An 18,037-nucleotide genomic window follows, 5' to 3' on the forward strand; every position below is an offset into this window, starting at 1 on the left:
ACATGACTGATCAATCCCAGGCGCCGGAGAGCGCGACCCGCCGCGTGCGCGCGGCGCTGATGCACAAGGTCTGTGGCGACCAGGAGATGTTCGCCCTCGGCGCCTCGATCGCGCGCGTGGTCGAGATGGCGTCCAGCGAAGACCATGGCACGCACGACCTGGCTTATTACGTGGTGTCCGATCCGGCCCTCACCCAGCGCATCCTGCGCCTGTCGAACACGATCCAGTACCGCACCGTGGGCGGCACCCCGGTGACCACGATCTCGCGTGCGATCTCGCTGCTCGGCTTCGACAACGTGCGCACCACCGCGCTGGCGATGCTGCTGGTGGACGCCCTCGACAGCTCGGAACATGCCGGCAGCGTGCGCCTCGAACTGGAAGCGGCCCTGTGCGCCAGCCTGGTCGGCCGCGAGCTGGCGCGCCACAGCGCCTTCCAGGGTGCCGAGGAAGCGGCGATCTGCGCATTGTTCAAGAACCTGGGGCCGCTGCTGGTGGCCAGCCACGAGCACGAGCGCTACCGCGAGATCGGCGCCCTGGTGGCGGCCGGCAAGCACACGGTGGGGCAGGCCTCGCAGATGATCCTGGGGGCAAGCTACGACACATTGGCCCAGGCCGTGCTGACCGAATGGAAGCTGCCGGATCCGATCGTGCGCGCCCAGGCCTCGCTCGGTCCGGGCCCGGTGCGGGTGGCCGCCAGCCGCGGCGAATGGATGCGCCAGGTCGCGGCCTTCAGCCTGGATCTGGCGCGCCTGCTGGCGTGCACCCACGAGCCCTCGGGTTCGCCGGAGGCGCTGGCGCTGCAGGCCCGCTACGGCGAGGCGCTCGAGCTCGACCGCATCCGGATGGACGCCCTGATGGCGGCGGTGCAAGACAGCATGCGCGGGCTGCTGGAGAGCATGGAGATGCAGCCGGCGCCCAAGAGCGCGCCCCAGGACCCGGGCCGCGGGCTGCCCAACGTGCTGCTGCTGGCGACGCTGGACGCGGGCGAAGACGAGCAGGAAGGCAGCTACCCGAGCGGCAAGCCGAAGAATGCGCGCGACCTGCTGCTGGCCGGGGTACAGGACGTGACGCAGCTGCGCGCCTCGGGCAGCAAGGTCAACGACGTGGTGCTGGCGGTGCTCGAGACCCTGCACGGCGCACTCGGTTTCCGTTTCGCGACCGTATGCCTGAAGGATGCGCGCAGCGGCAAGTACCGGGCCCGGCTGGCGCTGGGCGCGGACAGCGCCCGGCTCCAGGCTGGCTTCGCCTTCCCGGTACTGCCAACGCGCGACCTGTTCCACCTGGCGATGGAGAACAACGCCGACCTGATGATCTCGGACGCCACCAGCAGCAAGATCCGCGACCTGCTGCCGGAATGGCACCGCGACCTGCTGCCCGATGCGCGCAGTTTCATCGTGCTGCCGCTGGTGGTGGGCAAGGTGCAACTGGGCCTGTTCTACGGCGACCGCACCACCGACGCGCCGGAGGGCGTGCCGCCGGACGAGACGGCCCTGATCAAGGCGCTCAAGGGGCAAGTGCTGGCGGCGCTGGCGCCGTAGGGTGGGGTAATTTCGGGCAACGTCCGGAACTGAAACACCCCACGCATTCGCGGTTCTCCGGTACCGCCGCGCCGCATCGCATTCCCCCGCGGATGCGACATTTTCGCGTTCCCTGCAATTCCCGCGAAATCACCCTTGTGGTTTTGCATCCCGCCCGTTACAATCACGCCCCGAAGCAACGCTGCTATGCGAAGCGGACAAAGTCCGGTGAAACATAGTTGACAACACGTTGAGCTTGCTTCATACTCTGCGGTTCTTCGCGGTGGGGTGGCCGAGTGGTTAAAGGCAGCAGACTGTAAATCTGCCCTCTCTGAGTACGCTGGTTCGAATCCAGCCCCCACCACCAAAAAGAAGAGTCGAAGGAATTGAAAGTTGTGCCTCGCGGGTGTAGCTCAATGGTAGAGCAGAAGCCTTCCAAGCTTACGACGAGGGTTCGATTCCCTTCACCCGCTCCAGTTAGTGCGGTGTTTCTAACCGCAAAAAACAAGCCCTTGTAGCTCAGTGGTAGAGCACTCCCTTGGTAAGGGAGAGGCCACGTGTTCAATCCACGTCAAGGGCACCAGAATTTTGTACGGCAGTCCGCAGCGCTTGTCCGTCAGGTGTGCCTGGTAATTCTCAAAAAAATCGTTAGATCTTAGGAGTCTCAAATGGCAAAAGGTAAATTCGAACGGACCAAGCCGCACGTCAACGTCGGCACCATCGGTCACGTTGACCATGGTAAAACCACCCTGACGGCTGCAATCGCAACCGTTCTGTCGAAGAAGTTCGGCGGCGAAGCCAAGGCCTACGACCAGATCGACGCGGCTCCGGAAGAGAAGGCACGCGGCATCACCATCAACACCGCGCACGTCGAGTACGAGACCGAAAACCGTCACTACGCGCACGTTGACTGCCCAGGCCACGCCGACTACATCAAGAACATGATTACCGGTGCCGCGCAGATGGACGGCGCGATCCTGGTGTGCTCGGCCGCTGACGGCCCGATGCCGCAGACCCGCGAGCACATCCTGCTGGCGCGTCAGGTTGGCGTTCCGTACATCATCGTGTTCCTGAACAAGTGCGACCTGGTCGACGACGCAGAACTGCTGGAACTGGTCGAAATGGAAGTGCGCGAGCTCCTGTCGAAGTACGAGTTCCCGGGCGACGACCTGCCAATCATCAAGGGTTCGGCACGTATGGCCCTGGAAGGCCAGCCGGGTCCGCTGGGCGAAGAGTGCATCATGCAACTGGCTGAAGCTCTCGACACCTACATCCCGACCCCGGAACGTGCCGTTGACGGCGCCTTCCTGATGCCGGTGGAAGACGTGTTCTCGATCTCGGGCCGCGGTACCGTGGTGACCGGTCGTGTCGAGCGCGGCATCATCAAGGTCGGCGAAGAAATCGAAATCGTCGGTATCGTCGACACCGTCAAGACCACCTGCACCGGCGTGGAAATGTTCCGCAAGCTGCTGGACCAGGGTCAAGCTGGCGACAACGTCGGCCTGCTGCTGCGCGGCACCAAGCGTGAAGACGTCCAGCGTGGCCAGGTCCTGGCCAAGCCGGGCTCGATCAAGCCGCACACCGACTTCACCGGCGAAGTGTACGTCCTGTCGAAAGACGAAGGCGGCCGTCACACCCCGTTCTTCAACAACTACCGTCCGCAGTTCTACTTCCGTACGACTGACGTGACCGGTTCGATCGTGCTGCCGGCCGACAAAGAAATGGTCATGCCAGGCGACAACGTGTCGATCACCGTCAAGCTGATCGCTCCGATCGCGATGGAAGAAGGCCTGCGCTTCGCAATCCGCGAAGGCGGCCGTACCGTCGGCGCCGGCGTGGTTGCCAAGATCATCGCCTAATACGTGATGACAGAGGGAGGCGGAACAACGCTTCCCTCGAACAGCATTGCCTGGTACGCGCGTACCATGTATAATGCTGGATTCAGCGAGAAGTTTTCGTAGGGGTGTAGCTCAATTGGCAGAGCGTCGGTCTCCAAAACCGAAGGTCGCGGGTTCGATTCCCTCCGCCCCTGCCACCGAATTCTGGTGCGCAGCACCGAAAGTAAAGAAGAATGTCCAATCAATCCGTGCAAACTGTCAGCACCTCGAATGACAAGTTCAAGGTCGCACTGGCGGTAGTTGCCACGATTGCAGGCGTTGTCGGGTTCTTTTACCTGAAAGGCCAGAACAAACCAGCCTTGGTCGCCGCCGGCGCCCTCGTGGCTGGTTTAGTTTTTGCTGTCCTGCTTTTGTGGACTTCGACCACCGGTCGTGATTTCCTGAGCTTCGCCAAGGAGTCGGTGCGCGAGACCAAGAAAGTCGTCTGGCCGACCCGTCGGGAAGCCACCCAGATCACCGGCATCGTGTTCGCCTTCGTGGTCGTGACCGCGATTTTCCTGTGGGGCACGGATAAGGTTCTCGAATTTGTGTTGTACGACCTGGTCCTGGGGTGGAAGAGCTAATGAGCGATAACGTGCAAGATAACGCGCCGGGCCAAGACCCGGCGCAAGACGCTGGTGCGGCTCCCGTGAGCGTCCCGGTCAGCAACAAGCGCTGGTATGTCGTCCATGTCTACTCCGGCATGGAAAAGAGCGTCATGCGCGCGCTTACCGAGCGCATCGAGCGCGCCGGCATGCAGGAGCAGTTCGGCCGCATCCTGGTGCCGACCGAAGAAGTGGTCGAGATGCGTAACGGCACCAAGGCGGTTTCCGAGCGTCGTTTCTTCCCGGGCTATGTCCTGGTTGAGATGGAAATGACCGACGAGACCTGGCACCTGGTCAAGAACACCAGCAAGGTCACCGGCTTCATCGGTGGCAAGTCGAACAAGCCGACGCCGATCCCGGCGCGCGAGATCGACAAGATCATGCAGCAGGTCCAGGAAGGCGTTGAAAAGCCTCGTCCGAAAGTCCTGTACGAAGTGGGCGAGCAGGTCCGGATCAAGGAAGGCCCGTTCACCGACTTCAACGGCAACGTCGAAGAAGTCAACTACGAAAAATCGAAGGTGCGTGTTTCTGTCACCATCTTCGGCCGCGCAACTCCGGTGGAGCTGGAGTTCGGGCAGGTAGAAAAGGTTTAAAACGCTTACATCGGAGCGTCGCAGCAGCAAGGCGGAATCCGGTAAGAGGAGCCCCGCCAGAGTAGTCGTGGTGGGGCGCTACTACTCAAACCAAATCAAGGAGCCATCATGGCCAAGAAGATTATTGGTTTTATCAAGCTGCAAGTCGCAGCTGGTAAAGCAAACCCATCCCCACCGATCGGCCCAGCACTGGGTCAGCGCGGCCTGAACATCATGGAATTCTGCAAGGCGTTCAACGCCCAGACCCAGGGTTTCGAGCCGGGCATGCCGATTCCTGTCGTGATCACCGCGTTCGCCGACAAGTCCTTCACCTTCGTGATGAAGACCCCGCCGGCAACCTACCTGATCAAGAAAGCCGCTGGCATCACCAAGGGTTCGCCGAAGCCACATACCGACAAAGTCGGTACGCTGACCCGTGCCCAGGCTGAAGAAATCGCAAAAACCAAGCAGCCGGACCTGACCGCAGCCGACATGGACGCCGCAGTGCGTATCATCGCCGGTTCGGCACGTTCGATGGGCATCACGGTGGAGGGTGTGTAATGGCTAAGCTGTCCAAGCGCGTTAAAGCAATGAAAGAAAAAGTGGACCGTAACAAGGTCTACGCGTTCGACAACGCTGTGTCGATCGTCAAGGAATTCGCCACCGCCAAGTTCAACGAGTCGATCGATGTCGCCGTTCAACTGGGCGTGGATCCGAAGAAGTCGGACCAGGTCGTCCGCGGCTCCGTCGTGCTGCCAGCTGGCACCGGCAAGACCGTGCGCGTCGCTGTCTTCGCATCGGGCGACAAGGCTGAAGCTGCCAAGGCAGCCGGCGCCGACATCGTCGGCATGGAAGACCTGGCAGAGCGCGTCAAGGCCGGCGACATGCCGTTCGACATCGTGATCGCTTCGCCTGACACCATGCGTATCGTCGGTACCCTGGGCCAGATCCTGGGCCCGCGCGGCCTGATGCCGAACCCGAAAGTCGGCACCGTGACCCCGGACGTCGCTACCGCTGTCAAGAACGCCAAGGCCGGTCAGGTCCAGTACCGTACCGACAAGGCTGGTATCGTCCACGCCACCATCGGCCGCAAGTCGTTCTCGGACGAAGATCTGAAGACCAACCTGGTCGCGCTGATCGACGCCCTGAACAAGGCCAAGCCGGCAACCTCGAAGGGCGTGTACCTGCGCCGCGTCGCGCTGTCGTCGACCATGGGCGCTGGCGTCCGTGTCGATCACGCTTCGATCGCTGCTGCTTAATAGCACTGAATTAAGTCCCCGCTGAACATCGCGGGGCGCATCTTTGGGCTGTCGGGGCAAATCACCGCTCCGGCAGGCAATCAAAGACCGTTGGGCCGAAAGCGTCAATCAGGGGAAAGACCGCGCAGCGCTCTGTCCCCTCTGATTGTAAGCCGGAGGTTAATAGACCACCCAACGCAGATGGTGTACCCGAACAAGTTTTGTAGTCCACGCTGCGTGAGTTCATCCGCGTTAGATTGACTTCTTAACTTCGGACGCCGTGTTCGAACCGATGCGAAACAATGTTGTCCGCATCATTTAAGGAGATTGACCGTGGGTCTTAATCTGAATGACAAAAAGGCCGTCGTCGAAGAGGTAAGCGCGAAAGTTGCAACCGCGCAGACCATCGTCGTGGCTGAGTACCGTGGCATCCAGGTTGCTCACTTGACCAAACTCCGTGCAACCGCACGTGCCCAGGGCGTGTACCTGCGTGTTCTGAAGAACACGCTGGCTCGTCGCTCGGTTGAGGGTACGCAGTTTGCCGCGCTGGCTGATTCCATGACCGGTCCGCTGATCTACTCGATCTCGGACGACGCCGTTGCAGCAGCGAAAGTCATCAACGACTTCGCTAAAACCAACGACAAGCTGGTCGTGAAAGCTGGTAACTACGCTGGTAAGGCACTGGATGTCGCTGGCGTGACCGCGCTGGCAAGCATCCCGAGCCGTGAAGTCCTCATCGCCCAGCTGCTGGGCGTCATGCAGGCACCGGTGTCGGGCTTCGCACGAGTTCTGGCTGCAGTCGCAGCACAAAAAGGCGAAGGCGCCGCTGCTCCGGCAGCGGAAGCCGCCGAAGCGTAATCGCTTCGCGTCTTTCTGTTCAAGTAGAACCAAACCTGTACTACACACACACAATATTTGGAGTTTCAAATGGCAATTAGCAAAGAAGAGTTCCTGGACGCAGTTGGCGCAATGTCGGTCATGGAACTGAACGACCTGGTCAAGGCTTTCGAAGAGAAGTTCGGCGTGTCGGCAGCTGCAATGGCAGCACCGGCAGCTGGCGGTGCCGCTGGCGGCGCAGCTGCTGCTGAAGAGCAGACCGAATTCAACGTCGTGTTGGCTGAAGTCGGCGCGAACAAGGTCGGCGTCATCAAGGCCGTCCGCGAAATCACCGGTCTGGGCCTGAAAGAAGCCAAGGACCTGGTCGACGGCGCACCGAAGACCGTGAAAGAAGCCCTGCCGAAAGCTGACGCTGAAGCCGCTAAGAAGAAGCTGGAAGAAGCTGGCGCCAAGGCCGAGCTGAAGTAAACCATATGCATTGGGCACTCATTCAGGGTGCCCAGCGCGGGAGTCAAAGCTTGCGGAACCTGCCGAAAGGGAGGGGATGCGGCTTTGGCTCTTTTGTCGTCCCTGCGGCAAACACAAGCACTACCCTGCAGCACCCAGCAGCACCGGCTTCAGAATATCGTAACACAGCAGTACGGCTGTCTTAATCACCTGGCGGGAAAGCAGAGGCTTCAGGCCTTGCGTGTGGTGCGACCACCACTGGCAATTCCTGAATTCTCATCCTTTCTGTCACTCACGGAGTGTCCATGCACTACTCATTTACTGAGAAGAAGCGCATTCGCAAGTCGTTCGCGAAGCGCGCCAACGTTCACAACGTTCCCTATCTTCTGGCTACCCAGCTCGAATCCTACGAGAATTTCCTGCAAGCGGACGCCGTTCCCTCCGTGCGCAAGAATGAAGGCCTGCAGTCGGCCTTCAGCTCCATCTTCCCGATCGTGTCGCACAACGGTTTTGCGCGCCTCGAGTTCCTGTCCTATGTGCTGGGCGACCCCGCCTTTGACGTGAAAGAGTGCCAGCAGCGTGGCCTGACCTTCGCGTCGCCGCTGCGCGCCAAGGTGCGTCTGGTGATCCTGGACAAGGAATCGCCGACCAAGCCTGTCGTGAAGGAAATGAAAGAGCAGGAAGTGTACATGGGCGAACTGCCGCTGATGACCACGAACGGTTCGTTCGTCATCAACGGTACCGAGCGCGTCATCGTTTCGCAGCTGCACCGCTCGCCTGGCGTGTTCTTCGAACACGACCGCGGCAAGACCCACTCGTCGGGCAAGCTGCTGTTCTCGGCCCGTATCATTCCGTACCGCGGCTCCTGGCTGGACTTCGAGTTCGACCCGAAGGACATCCTGTTCTTCCGCGTCGACCGCCGCCGCAAGATGCCGGTCACGATCCTGCTGAAGGCCATCGGCATGACGCCGGAGCAGATCCTGGCGAACTTCTTCGTCTTCGACAATTTCACCCTCCGCAATGAAGGCGGCGAGCTGGAGTTCGTGTCCGAACGCCTGCGCGGCGAAGTCGCGCGCTTCGACATCGTCGATCCGAAGTCGGGCAAGACCATTGTCACCAAGGACAAGCGTATCAACGCCAAGCACGTCCGTGACATCGAAGCCGCCGGCATCAAGAGCATTTCGGTGCCGGAAGACTACCTGCTGGGCCGCGTGCTGGCCAAGAACATCGTCGACCAGGACACCGGCGAAGTCATCGCCGTTGCCAACGACGAGCTGACCGAAGAACTGCTGGGCAAGCTGCGCGACGCCAGCGTGACCGACATCCAGACGCTGTACACCAACGACCTGGACCAGGGCGCCTACATCTCGCAGACCCTGCGCACCGACGACACCGCCGACCAGACCGCCGCGCGCGTGGCGATCTACCGCATGATGCGTCCTGGCGAACCGCCGACCGAAGAATCGGTGGAAGCGCTGTTCAACGGCCTGTTCTACAGCCCGGAACGCTACGACCTGTCGGCTGTCGGCCGCATGAAGTTCAACCGCCGTATCGGCCGTGACGAACTCGTGGGCGACATGACCCTGTCGAACGAAGACATCCTGGCCGTGATCAAGATCCTGGTCGAGCTGCGCAATGGCCGCGGCGAAGTCGACGACATCGATCACCTGGGCAACCGCCGCGTGCGTTGCGTCGGCGAACTGGCTGAGAACCAGTTCCGTGCCGGCCTGGTGCGCGTCGAGCGCGCCGTCAAGGAACGCCTCGGCCAGGCCGAAGCGGACAACCTGATGCCGCACGACCTGATCAACAGCAAGCCGATCTCGGCCGCGATCCGTGAATTCTTCGGTTCGTCGCAGCTGTCGCAGTTCATGGACCAGACCAACCCGCTGTCGGAAGTCACCCACAAGCGCCGCGTCTCGGCCCTGGGCCCGGGCGGTCTGACCCGCGAACGCGCAGGCTTCGAGGTGCGCGACGTACACCCGACCCACTACGGCCGCGTGTGCCCGATCGAAACGCCTGAAGGCCCGAACATTGGCCTGATCAACTCGCTGGCACTGTACGCCCGCCTGAACGAATACGGCTTCCTGGAAACCCCGTACCGCAAGGTCGAAGGCTCCAAGGTCACCGACGAGATCCACTACCTGTCGGCGATCGAGGAAGGCCGCTACATCATTGCGCAGGCAAACGCCGCGATCAATGAAGAAGGCCAACTGATCGACGAACTGGTGTCGGCGCGTGAAGCCGGCGAAACCATCCTGGTCTCGCCGGAACGCATCCAGTACATGGACGTGGCCCCGGGCCAGATCGTGTCGGTTGCAGCTTCCTTGATTCCGTTCCTCGAGCACGATGACGCGAACCGTGCACTGATGGGCGCCAACATGCAGCGCCAGGCCGTGCCTTGCCTGCGTCCTGAGAAGGCCGTGGTCGGTACCGGCATCGAGCGCACCGTGGCAGTCGACTCGGGCACCACCGTGCAGGCCCTGCGCGGCGGCGTGGTCGACTACATCGATGCGGGCCGTGTGGTCATCCGCGTCAACGACGACGAGGCGCAAGCCGGCGAAGTCGGCGTGGACATCTACAACCTGATCAAGTACACCCGTTCGAACCAGAACACCAACATCAACCAGCGTCCGATCGTGCAAGTGGGCGATCGCGTGGCACGCGGCGACGTCATCGCCGACGGCGCCTCGACCGACCTGGGCGAACTGGCACTGGGCCAGAACATGCTGGTGGCCTTCATGCCGTGGAACGGCCTGAACTTCGAAGACTCGATCCTGATCTCGGAAAACGTGGTCAAGGACGACCGCTACACCTCGATCCACATCGAAGAGCTGTCGGTGGTCGCACGTGATACGAAGCTGGGCGCGGAAGAAATCACCCGCGACATCTCGAACCTGGCCGAGAACCAGCTGGCCCGCCTGGACGAATCGGGCATCGTGTACATCGGCGCCGAAGTGCAAGCCGGCGACGTGCTGGTCGGTAAGGTCACCCCGAAAGGCGAGACCCAGCTGACTCCGGAAGAGAAGCTGCTGCGCGCGATCTTCGGCGAAAAAGCGTCGGACGTGAAGGACACCTCGCTGCGCGTGCCTTCGGGCATGGTCGGCACCGTCATCGACGTGCAGGTGTTCACCCGCGAAGGCATCCAGCGCGACAAGCGCGCCCAGCAGATCATCGACGACGAGCTGAAGCGCTACCGCCTGGACCTGAACGACCAGATGCGTATCGTGGAAGGCGACGCCTTCCAGCGTCTGGAGCGTATGCTGGTCGGCAAGATCGTCAACGGCGGTCCGAAGAAGCTGGCCAAGGGCGCGGCGATCACGTCGGAATACCTGGCGGACCTGGACAAGTTCCACTGGTTCGACATCCGTCCGGCCGACGACGACACCGCCAACGCGCTGGAAGCGATCAAGGAATCGATCAACGAGAAGCGCCACCAGTTCGACCTGGCCTTCGAAGAGAAGCGCAAGAAGCTGACGCAGGGCGACGAGCTGCAGCCTGGCGTGCAGAAGATGGTCAAGGTCTACCTGGCCGTCAAGCGCCGCCTGCAGTCGGGCGACAAGATGGCGGGCCGCCACGGTAACAAGGGTGTGGTCTCGCGTATCGTGCCGGTGGAAGACATGCCGTTCATGGCCGATGGCCGTCCGGCAGACGTCGTGCTGAACCCGCTGGGCGTTCCGTCGCGTATGAACGTCGGTCAGATCCTGGAAACCCACCTCGGTTGGGCAGCCAAGGGCCTGGGCTGGCGCATCGGCGAAATGCTGGCGGCGCAAGCGAAGGCGCAAGACCTGCGTACCTTCCTGGGCAAGATCTACAACGAAACCGGCCGCAAGGAAGACCTGGACAGCTTCAGCGATGAAGAAATCCTGAGCCTGGCGCACAACCTCAAGAACGGCGTGCCGTTCGCGACCCCGGTGTTCGACGGCGCCCACGAGGACGACATCCGCCGCATGCTGGACCTGGCCTTCCCGGACGACATCGCTGCCCACCTGGGCATGACCCCGTCCAAGAACCAGGTCACCATGTTCGACGGCCGCACCGGCGAAGCATTCGAGCGCAAGGTCACCGTCGGCTTCATGCACATGCTGAAGCTGCACCACCTGGTCGACGACAAGATGCACGCCCGTTCGACCGGTCCGTACTCGCTGGTGACACAGCAGCCGCTGGGCGGTAAAGCCCAGTTCGGTGGCCAGCGCTTCGGTGAGATGGAGGTGTGGGCACTGGAAGCGTACGGCGCATCGTACGTGCTGCAGGAAATGCTGACCGTGAAGTCGGACGACGTGAACGGCCGTACCAAGGTGTACGAGAACCTGGTCAAGGGCGATCACGTGATCGATGCCGGCATGCCGGAATCGTTCAACGTGCTGGTGAAGGAAATCCGTTCGCTGGGTATCGACATCGATCTCGAGCGCAACTAAGCAGGGCCAGCATGGCCGCCAGCCTTCGGGCTCGGCCTGCTGTCCTTGAAACGTCGCCCCGGCGCAGGCTGGGGCCTAAACCCGGTGGTTTTCACCGGCAAACTTGGATCCCGGCCTGCGCCGGGATGACGCTTTCAGGGGTGCGCGGATGAGCAAGCACCGGCGAAAATCGGTGGAAGCTGGCGGAAGTAGTACCAAGTACAGAATTCAATCACCTGGAGTGATACATGAAAGCACTGCTCGATCTATTCAAGCAAGTTCAGCAAAACGAGAGTTTCGACGCCATCAAGATCGGCCTCGCCTCGCCTGAAAAAATCCGTTCCTGGTCGTTCGGCGAAGTCAAGAAGCCGGAAACCATCAACTACCGCACCTTCAAGCCGGAACGCGACGGCCTGTTCTGCGCCAAAATCTTTGGCCCGATCAAAGACTACGAATGCCTGTGCGGCAAGTACAAGCGCCTGAAACACCGCGGCGTGATCTGCGAGAAGTGCGGCGTCGAAGTCACGCTGGCCAAGGTGCGCCGTGAGCGCATGGGCCACATCGAGCTGGCCTCGCCGACCGCCCACATCTGGTTCCTGAAGTCGCTGCCGTCGCGTCTGGGCATGGTCCTGGACATGACCCTGCGCGATATCGAACGCGTGCTGTACTTCGAAGCATACGTCGTGACCGATCCTGGCATGACCCCGCTGAAGAAGTGCCAGATCATGTCGGAAGACGACTACGCCGCCAAGTACGAAGAGTACGGCGACGACTTCACCGCATTCATGGGCGCCGAAGGCATCCGTGAACTGCTGCGCTCGATCGACATCCACCGCGATGCCGAAGCGCTGCGCGTGGAGCTGAAGGAATCGAAATCCGAAGCCAAGATCAAGAAATACGCCAAGCGCCTGAAGGTGCTCGAGGCGTTCCAGCGCTCGGGCATCAAGCCTGAGTGGATGATCATGGAAGTGCTCCCGGTCCTGCCGCCGGAGCTGCGTCCGCTCGTCCCGCTGGACGGCGGCCGTTTCGCGACCTCCGACCTGAACGACCTGTACCGCCGCGTCATCAACCGTAATAACCGCCTGAAGCGCCTGATGGAACTGCGCGCTCCGGAAATCATTACGCGTAACGAGAAGCGCATGCTGCAGGAAGCAGTGGACTCGCTGCTGGACAACGGCCGTCGCGGCAAGGCGATGACCGGCGCCAACAAGCGTCCGCTGAAGTCGCTGGCTGAAATGATCAAGGGTAAGGGCGGCCGCTTCCGTCAGAACCTGCTGGGCAAGCGCGTCGACTACTCGGGCCGTTCGGTCATCGTGGTCGGTCCGCAGCTGAAACTGCACCAGTGCGGCCTGCCGAAGCTGATGGCCCTGGAACTGTTCAAGCCCTTCATCTTCAACAAGCTGGAACTGATGGGTCTCGCGACTACCATCAAGGCTGCGAAGAAGCTGGTCGAGATCCAGGAACCGGTGGTCTGGGACATCCTGGAAGAGGTCATCAAAGAGCACCCGGTCATGCTGAACCGTGCACCAACCCTGCACCGTCTCGGTATCCAGGCGTTCGAGCCGGTCCTGATCGAAGGTAAAGCGATCCAGCTGCACCCGCTGGTCTGCGCGGCGTTCAACGCCGACTTCGACGGTGACCAGATGGCAGTCCACGTGCCGCTGTCGATCGAAGCGCAGATGGAAGCCCGCACCCTGATGCTGGCCTCGAACAACATCCTGTTCCCGTCGAACGGCGAACCGTCGATCGTGCCGTCGCAGGATATCGTGCTGGGTCTGTACTACGCGACCCGCGAGGCGATCAACGCCAAGGGCGAAGGCATGATGTTCCCGGACGTGTCGGAAGTGATCCGCGCGTACGACAACAAGGAAGTCGAGCTGGCGACCCGCATCACCGTGCGTATCGTCGAGTTCCCGAAGAACGCCGAAGGCGAATTCGACCGCACCGTGACCCGCTACGAGACCACCGTCGGCCGCGCCATCCTGTCCGAGATCCTGCCGAAAGGCCTGCCGTTCTCGGTGCTGAACCGCGCGCTGAAGAAGAAGGAAATCTCGAAGCTGATCAACACGTCGTTCCGCAAGTGCGGCCTGCGTGCGACCGTCGTCTTCGCGGACAAGCTGATGCAGTCGGGCTTCCGCCTGGCGACCCGCGCCGGCATCTCGATCGCCGTCGACGACATGCTGATCCCGGACGTCAAGAAGGGCATGATCGCGACCGCCGAAGCGGAAGTGAAGCAGATCGAGCAGCAGTACGCCTCGGGTCTGGTCACCGCCGGCGAGCGTTACAACAAGGTCGTCGACATCTGGGGCAAGACCTCGGACGAAGTCGGCAAGGCGATGATGGACCAGCTGAAAGTGGAGCCGGTCACCAAGCGTGACGGCACCGAAGGCACCCAGGAATCGTTCAACGCGATTTACATGATGGCCGACTCGGGCGCCCGTGGTTCGGCAGCCCAGATCCGCCAGCTGGCCGGTATGCGAGGCCTGATGGCCAAGCCGGACGGTTCGATTATCGAAACGCCGATTACCGCGAACTTCCGCGAAGGCCTGAACGTTCTGCAGTACTTCATCTCGACCCACGGCGCCCGTAAGGGTCTGGCGGATACGGCACTGAAGACCGCGAACTCGGGTTACCTGACCCGCCGCCTGGTCGACGTGACCCAGGATCTGGTGGTGATCGAGGACGATTGCGGCACCAACAACGGCACGCACATGAAGGCGATGGTCGAAGGCGGTGAAGTCATCGAACCGCTGCGCGACCGTATCCTCGGCCGCGTCGCCGGTACCGACATCGTGAATCCGGAAACCCAGGAAACCCTGTTCGAAGCCGGCACCCTGCTGGACGAAGACATGGTGGAAGAGATCGAACGCGTCGGCATCGACGAAGTGAAGGTCCGCACCCCGCTGAATTGCGACACCCGCTTCGGCCTGTGCGCCAAGTGCTACGGCCGTGACCTCGGCCGCGGCATGCTGGTGAACAGCGGTGAAGCTGTCGGTGTGGTGGCGGCACAGTCGATCGGTGAGCCAGGTACTCAGCTGACCATGCGTACCTTCCACATCGGTGGTGCGGCATCGCGTGCGGCAGTGGCATCGTCGGTCGAAGCCAAGTCGAACGGCACCGTGCGCTTCACCGCCACGATGCGTTACGTCACCAACGGCAAGGGCGCGCAGATCGTCATCTCGCGTTCGGGCGAAGTCCTGATCACGGACGACCACGGCCGCGAGCGCGAGCGCCACAAGGTGCCGTACGGCGCGACCCTGATCGTCAAGGACGGCCAGGTCGTGAAAGCCGGCACCGCGCTGTCGACCTGGGATCCGCTGACCCGTCCGATCATTACCGAGTACGCAGGTACCATCAAGTTCGAAAACGTGGAAGAGGGCGTGACCGTCGCTCGCCAGGTGGACGAAGTGACCGGCCTGTCGACCCTGGTCGCGATCGATCCGAAGCGCCGTGGTTCGGGCAAGGTCCTGCGTCCGCAGGTCAAGCTGCTCAACGACGAAGGCCAGGAAGTCAAGATCGCCGGCACCGAACACGCCGTGACGATCGGCTTCCAGGTCGGCGCGCTGATCATGGTCAAGGACGGCCAGCAAGTCTCGGTGGGTGAAGTGCTGGCACGTATTCCGACGGAATCGCAGAAGACCCGTGACATTACCGGTGGTCTGCCGCGCGTTGCCGAACTGTTCGAAGCACGTTCGCCGAAAGACGCGGGCATGCTGGCCGAAGTCACCGGTACCGTCGCATTCGGTAAGGAGACCAAGGGCAAGCAGCGCCTGGAAATCACCGACATGGACGGCAACAAGCACGAGTTCCTGATCACCAAGGACAAGCAAGTGCTGGTGCACGACGGCCAGGTGGTGAACAAGGGCGAGATGATCGTCGACGGTCCGGCCGATCCGCAGGACATCCTGCGCCTGCTGGGTATCGAGGCGCTGGCCCGCTACATCGTGGACGAGGTGCAGGACGTGTACCGTCTGCAGGGTGTGAAGATCAACGACAAGCACATCGAGGTGATCGTTCGCCAGATGCTGCGTCGTGTGCAGATCACCGATGCCGGCGACACCGACTACATCGTCGGCGAGCAGGTGGAGCGTTCGGAGCTGCTGGAAGAGAACGACAAGGTGAATGCCGTCGGCAAGCTGCCGGCACAGTACGAAAACGTGCTGCTGGGTATTACCAAGGCATCGCTGTCGACCGACTCGTTCATCTCGGCCGCATCGTTCCAGGAAACCACCCGCGTCCTCACCGAAGCGGCGATCATGGGCAAGCGCGACGGTCTGCGCGGCCTGAAGGAAAACGTCATCGTCGGCCGCCTGATCCCTGGCGGTACCGGCCTGGCATTCCACCGCGCCCGCAAGGAGAAGGAAGTGTGGGAGGCGGAAGAGCGCCAGGCACTGCTGCAGCAGGAGAAGGCCAACATGGCTGCCGAGCTGCAGGCGATGGAAGACCAGCAGAATGCGCAGGCTTCGGTCGAGCAGCATCATGGCGATGGCGAGTGATCGCGGTAGCTAGCTGAAATGAAGACGGCACCTTGAGGGGTGCCGTTGTTAAAGGCACCTTCGGGTGCCTTTTTTTATACTCGGCGTTCCATCCAACGTCAGCCAGATCCTCGATCTCGTACACCTCGGACACCAAGATTGCCGACAGGCGCATCGAGGTGATCGTTCGCCGGATGCCGCTCGATGAACGACCAGCGGAATGCTGCGGCATCGGTCGAGCACCACTGCGGCAAGGACGAATGATCGTTTGAGCCAGCCAATAGCTGAAACAAAAACGGCACCCCACGGGTGCCGTCTCATTCTCCGAACCGCCTGGAACAGCGCCGCTTGCTATTTCGCCGGGCCGGCCCCCCCGGTGGCGGAGTGGGCAGGGACGGCAGCTGGCTGAGTGACCGGCAACAGATCCAGTTCGCAGGCCGCCGTACAACGGGCGTAGGTCGCGGTGCAGGCTGCATTGCGTTCCATGCTGCGGCGCTGGGCAGCGAGTTGGTCGGTCCTGACCGACGCCTCCGACCATACTGTCGGTATGTTGTCCGCCGTGCGGGCGAACGGGTTGATTTCTTCCAGCCGTGGCCGCTTGTCGAGCTGGGTCATCTTGGCCGCACGGCTCATGCACTTGCCCTGTTCAACAGTGCACATCGGCTTGCAGACCGCCGGATTGTGAATAGCCATGGGCCATGGGGGAGGCCAGCAGGCCAAGCAGGCCAAGCAGGATCAAACGGTTCACGTACTTTCCTTTCGCTGAGGATTCCGGGGCCGCACCCTGGTCGGCGAAACCGGCGCTGATCGATGCAGGCATACCGATCCATTCTAGAGCGAGTCGCGGCCAACATGTCCGTTTTGGCCATCGGCAACGACAAGTTATCCGTCCAGGGTAGGAACCGATGGGTCGAGGCGGCGTACGGCACCCGTTTCGCGTACCGCCCGCGAGGCGGTTCATTTTGCCGGCGCTACCTGCTCGCTAGCAGGCGCGACTGCCGGCGTGCACGCGCTGGAACAGCGCTTGAAGTTCGCCGTGCAGGCATCCAGGCGTTCTTTGCCGCGCCGCTGGCTCGCCAGGCGGTCGGTCGAGCGGGCCGAATCGGACCATGCCGAGCTGTTCCTGTCCGCGGTACGCGCGAACGGGTTCGCCTCTTCCAGCTTCGGCGCGTTATCCAGTTCGCTCAGCTTGCTCGCACGGGCCGTGCATTGCTCCTTCTCGGCGGTGCATGCCGCTGTGCAGGCGGAGGGTTCCTGGGCGTGCGCCAGGGAAGTCATAAGGCCGAGAAGGATGATGAGCAGCACGGAAGGTTTCACGGAATTTCCCTGTCGTTGACGAAGCAGACTGTAAATGGCCATGCGCGCGAAGGCGGCTTTGCTCCCTTCACCTCATGCTTGCGGCCAGGAAAGCCCATTCTAATGCGACTTCCTGCCGCCAAGGCCGGGTGCAGGCCGGGCTACCCCACTTTATCCACCGGGGATAGGTTCAGCGCTTTTCGGCGGCACAGCTTGCGCGTGCGCTGCGCCGATGCCACCGCCAGCCCATCGCGAAACCACCGCACACGAGACCGAAGGCCGCATGGGCCTGGACGTAGTAGCCTGGCCCGCGCTCCGCCACCAGGTGAGACGCGATGTCCACCGCATGGAGTTCCGCAAGGAGCCCGATGAACCAGAGCGCGGCCGGGACGAAGCACGCCGCTCCCAGCCAGGGTTTCAAACGCGCACCGACCAGGCACACGGTCGATGCCGCCAGCCCGACGACCCAGAACAGATCCGGCGCCGACAGCTTGTCGCTCACTCCGGCAAGCGCCGCACCGGGTAGCAGGCAAACGATGGCGAGCAGGAGCGCCGGAAATGACAGGGAAGGAACTGCGACCATGCCGGCGAGCTCTCCTGGTCCATCTCGTTGGGGGATCGACACCGGCAGGCGCCCCGCGCATCCCGCCACGCGCTTGCCAGCCTGCTTGTCCCACCAATTCTTTCCCGGCCCGTCTTTTCCGGCGCTGCGCCCGAGCAAGCGGAGCCAGGAAAACAGCGCGTCCCGCAGGAATTCCACCCCGGCTCCTGCCCAGCTC

Annotated in this window: 13 protein-coding genes and 4 tRNA genes; 14 read left to right on the top strand and 3 right to left on the bottom strand. The window is 62.1% G+C overall.

All coding sequences use genetic code 11. From position 1 onward, the window contains the following. Positions 1-2: 2 nt before the first annotated feature. From LE190_RS08550 to rpoC, 14 genes are all read left to right on the top strand, one after another. A complete protein-coding gene (locus LE190_RS08550) occupies positions 3-1,538 on the top strand; it encodes an HDOD domain-containing protein (protein WP_225238321.1) in 1,536 nt (511 codons plus the stop codon). Positions 1,539-1,799: 261 nt separating this feature from the next. Continuing rightward, positions 1,800-1,884 (top strand) — tRNA-Tyr (locus LE190_RS08555). Between the two features lie 35 nt (positions 1,885-1,919). Beyond that, positions 1,920-1,993 (top strand) — tRNA-Gly (locus LE190_RS08560). Between the two features lie 32 nt (positions 1,994-2,025). Then, positions 2,026-2,100, top strand: a tRNA-Thr gene (locus tag LE190_RS08565). Between the two features lie 85 nt (positions 2,101-2,185). After that, a complete protein-coding gene (tuf, locus tag LE190_RS08570; protein WP_225238322.1) occupies positions 2,186-3,376 on the top strand; it encodes an elongation factor Tu in 1,191 nt (396 codons plus the stop codon). 100 nt (positions 3,377-3,476) lie between these two features. After that, positions 3,477-3,552: transfer RNA gene (locus tag LE190_RS08575), tRNA-Trp, on the top strand. 36 nt (positions 3,553-3,588) lie between these two features. Next, positions 3,589-3,978 carry a preprotein translocase subunit SecE gene (gene secE / locus LE190_RS08580; protein WP_225238323.1) on the top strand — a complete coding sequence of 130 codons (390 nt, stop codon included), beginning with the start codon at positions 3,589-3,591 and terminating at the stop codon, positions 3,976-3,978. Continuing rightward, positions 3,978-4,592, top strand: a complete 615-nt coding sequence (gene nusG, locus LE190_RS08585) for a transcription termination/antitermination protein NusG (protein ID WP_036209128.1) — start codon at positions 3,978-3,980, stop codon at positions 4,590-4,592. The genes secE and nusG overlap by 1 nt, the downstream gene beginning before the upstream one ends. Positions 4,593-4,700: 108 nt before the next feature. Next, a complete protein-coding gene (gene rplK, locus LE190_RS08590; RefSeq protein ID WP_020653552.1) occupies positions 4,701-5,132 on the top strand; it encodes a 50S ribosomal protein L11 in 432 nt (143 codons plus the stop codon). Next, positions 5,132-5,830 (top strand): 50S ribosomal protein L1, encoded by a 699-nt coding sequence (gene rplA, locus LE190_RS08595; protein ID WP_224944117.1) that lies wholly within the window; start codon positions 5,132-5,134, stop codon positions 5,828-5,830. Before rplK ends, rplA begins: the two co-directional genes overlap by 1 nt. Positions 5,831-6,142: 312 nt before the next feature. Further along, positions 6,143-6,667 (top strand): 50S ribosomal protein L10, encoded by a 525-nt coding sequence (gene rplJ, locus LE190_RS08600; protein ID WP_211518320.1) that lies wholly within the window; start codon positions 6,143-6,145, stop codon positions 6,665-6,667. A gap of 69 nt (positions 6,668-6,736) precedes the next feature. Further along, positions 6,737-7,114, top strand: coding sequence for a 50S ribosomal protein L7/L12 (gene rplL / locus LE190_RS08605; protein WP_036245558.1), 378 nt, complete (start codon positions 6,737-6,739; stop codon positions 7,112-7,114). Between the two features lie 284 nt (positions 7,115-7,398). Continuing rightward, positions 7,399-11,508, top strand: coding sequence for a DNA-directed RNA polymerase subunit beta (rpoB, locus tag LE190_RS08610; RefSeq protein WP_225238324.1), 4,110 nt, complete (start codon positions 7,399-7,401; stop codon positions 11,506-11,508). A gap of 227 nt (positions 11,509-11,735) precedes the next feature. Beyond that, on the top strand, positions 11,736-15,983 hold the full coding sequence (gene rpoC, locus LE190_RS08615) for a DNA-directed RNA polymerase subunit beta' (protein ID WP_225238325.1): 4,248 nt from the start codon (positions 11,736-11,738) through the stop codon (positions 15,981-15,983). Positions 15,984-16,608: 625 nt separating this feature from the next. On the opposite strand, the gene LE190_RS08620 is transcribed toward rpoC, so the two are convergent. The 3 genes from LE190_RS08620 to LE190_RS08630 all read right to left on the bottom strand — a co-directional run bounded on the left by LE190_RS08620 (position 16,609) and on the right by LE190_RS08630 (position 18,018). Continuing rightward, positions 16,609-16,782 carry a hypothetical protein gene (locus tag LE190_RS08620; protein ID WP_225238326.1) on the bottom strand — a complete coding sequence of 58 codons (174 nt, stop codon included), beginning with the start codon at positions 16,780-16,782 and terminating at the stop codon, positions 16,609-16,611. A gap of 137 nt (positions 16,783-16,919) precedes the next feature. Then, positions 16,920-17,267: a hypothetical protein gene (locus tag LE190_RS08625; RefSeq protein ID WP_225238327.1), complete on the bottom strand. Its 348-nt coding sequence runs from the start codon at positions 17,265-17,267 to the stop codon at positions 16,920-16,922. Positions 17,268-17,448: 181 nt separating this feature from the next. Next, positions 17,449-18,018 carry a hypothetical protein gene (locus LE190_RS08630; RefSeq protein ID WP_225238328.1) on the bottom strand — a complete coding sequence of 190 codons (570 nt, stop codon included), beginning with the start codon at positions 18,016-18,018 and terminating at the stop codon, positions 17,449-17,451. Positions 18,019-18,037 lie beyond the last annotated feature (19 nt).

Origin of the sequence: Massilia hydrophila (assembly GCF_020208145.1) — a bacterium.
GTDB lineage: Bacteria > Pseudomonadota > Gammaproteobacteria > Burkholderiales > Burkholderiaceae_D > Telluria > Telluria hydrophila.

Excerpts from the sequence above, each read along its gene's own strand:
- LE190_RS08550 (WP_225238321.1), top strand. The coding sequence starts at position 3 with ATGACTGATCAATCCCAGGCGCCGGAGAGCGCGACCCGCCGCGTGCGC.
- rpoB (WP_225238324.1), top strand. The coding sequence starts at position 7,399 with ATGCACTACTCATTTACTGAGAAGAAGCGCATTCGCAAGTCGTTCGCG.
- tuf (WP_225238322.1), top strand. The coding sequence starts at position 2,186 with ATGGCAAAAGGTAAATTCGAACGGACCAAGCCGCACGTCAACGTCGGC.
- rpoC (WP_225238325.1), top strand. The coding sequence starts at position 11,736 with ATGAAAGCACTGCTCGATCTATTCAAGCAAGTTCAGCAAAACGAGAGT.
- rplL (WP_036245558.1), top strand. The coding sequence starts at position 6,737 with ATGGCAATTAGCAAAGAAGAGTTCCTGGACGCAGTTGGCGCAATGTCG.
- nusG (WP_036209128.1), top strand. The coding sequence starts at position 3,978 with ATGAGCGATAACGTGCAAGATAACGCGCCGGGCCAAGACCCGGCGCAA.
- rplA (WP_224944117.1), top strand. The coding sequence starts at position 5,132 with ATGGCTAAGCTGTCCAAGCGCGTTAAAGCAATGAAAGAAAAAGTGGAC.
- LE190_RS08620 (WP_225238326.1), bottom strand. The coding sequence starts at position 16,782 with ATGCCTGCATCGATCAGCGCCGGTTTCGCCGACCAGGGTGCGGCCCCG.
- secE (WP_225238323.1), top strand. The coding sequence starts at position 3,589 with ATGTCCAATCAATCCGTGCAAACTGTCAGCACCTCGAATGACAAGTTC.
- rplK (WP_020653552.1), top strand. The coding sequence starts at position 4,701 with ATGGCCAAGAAGATTATTGGTTTTATCAAGCTGCAAGTCGCAGCTGGT.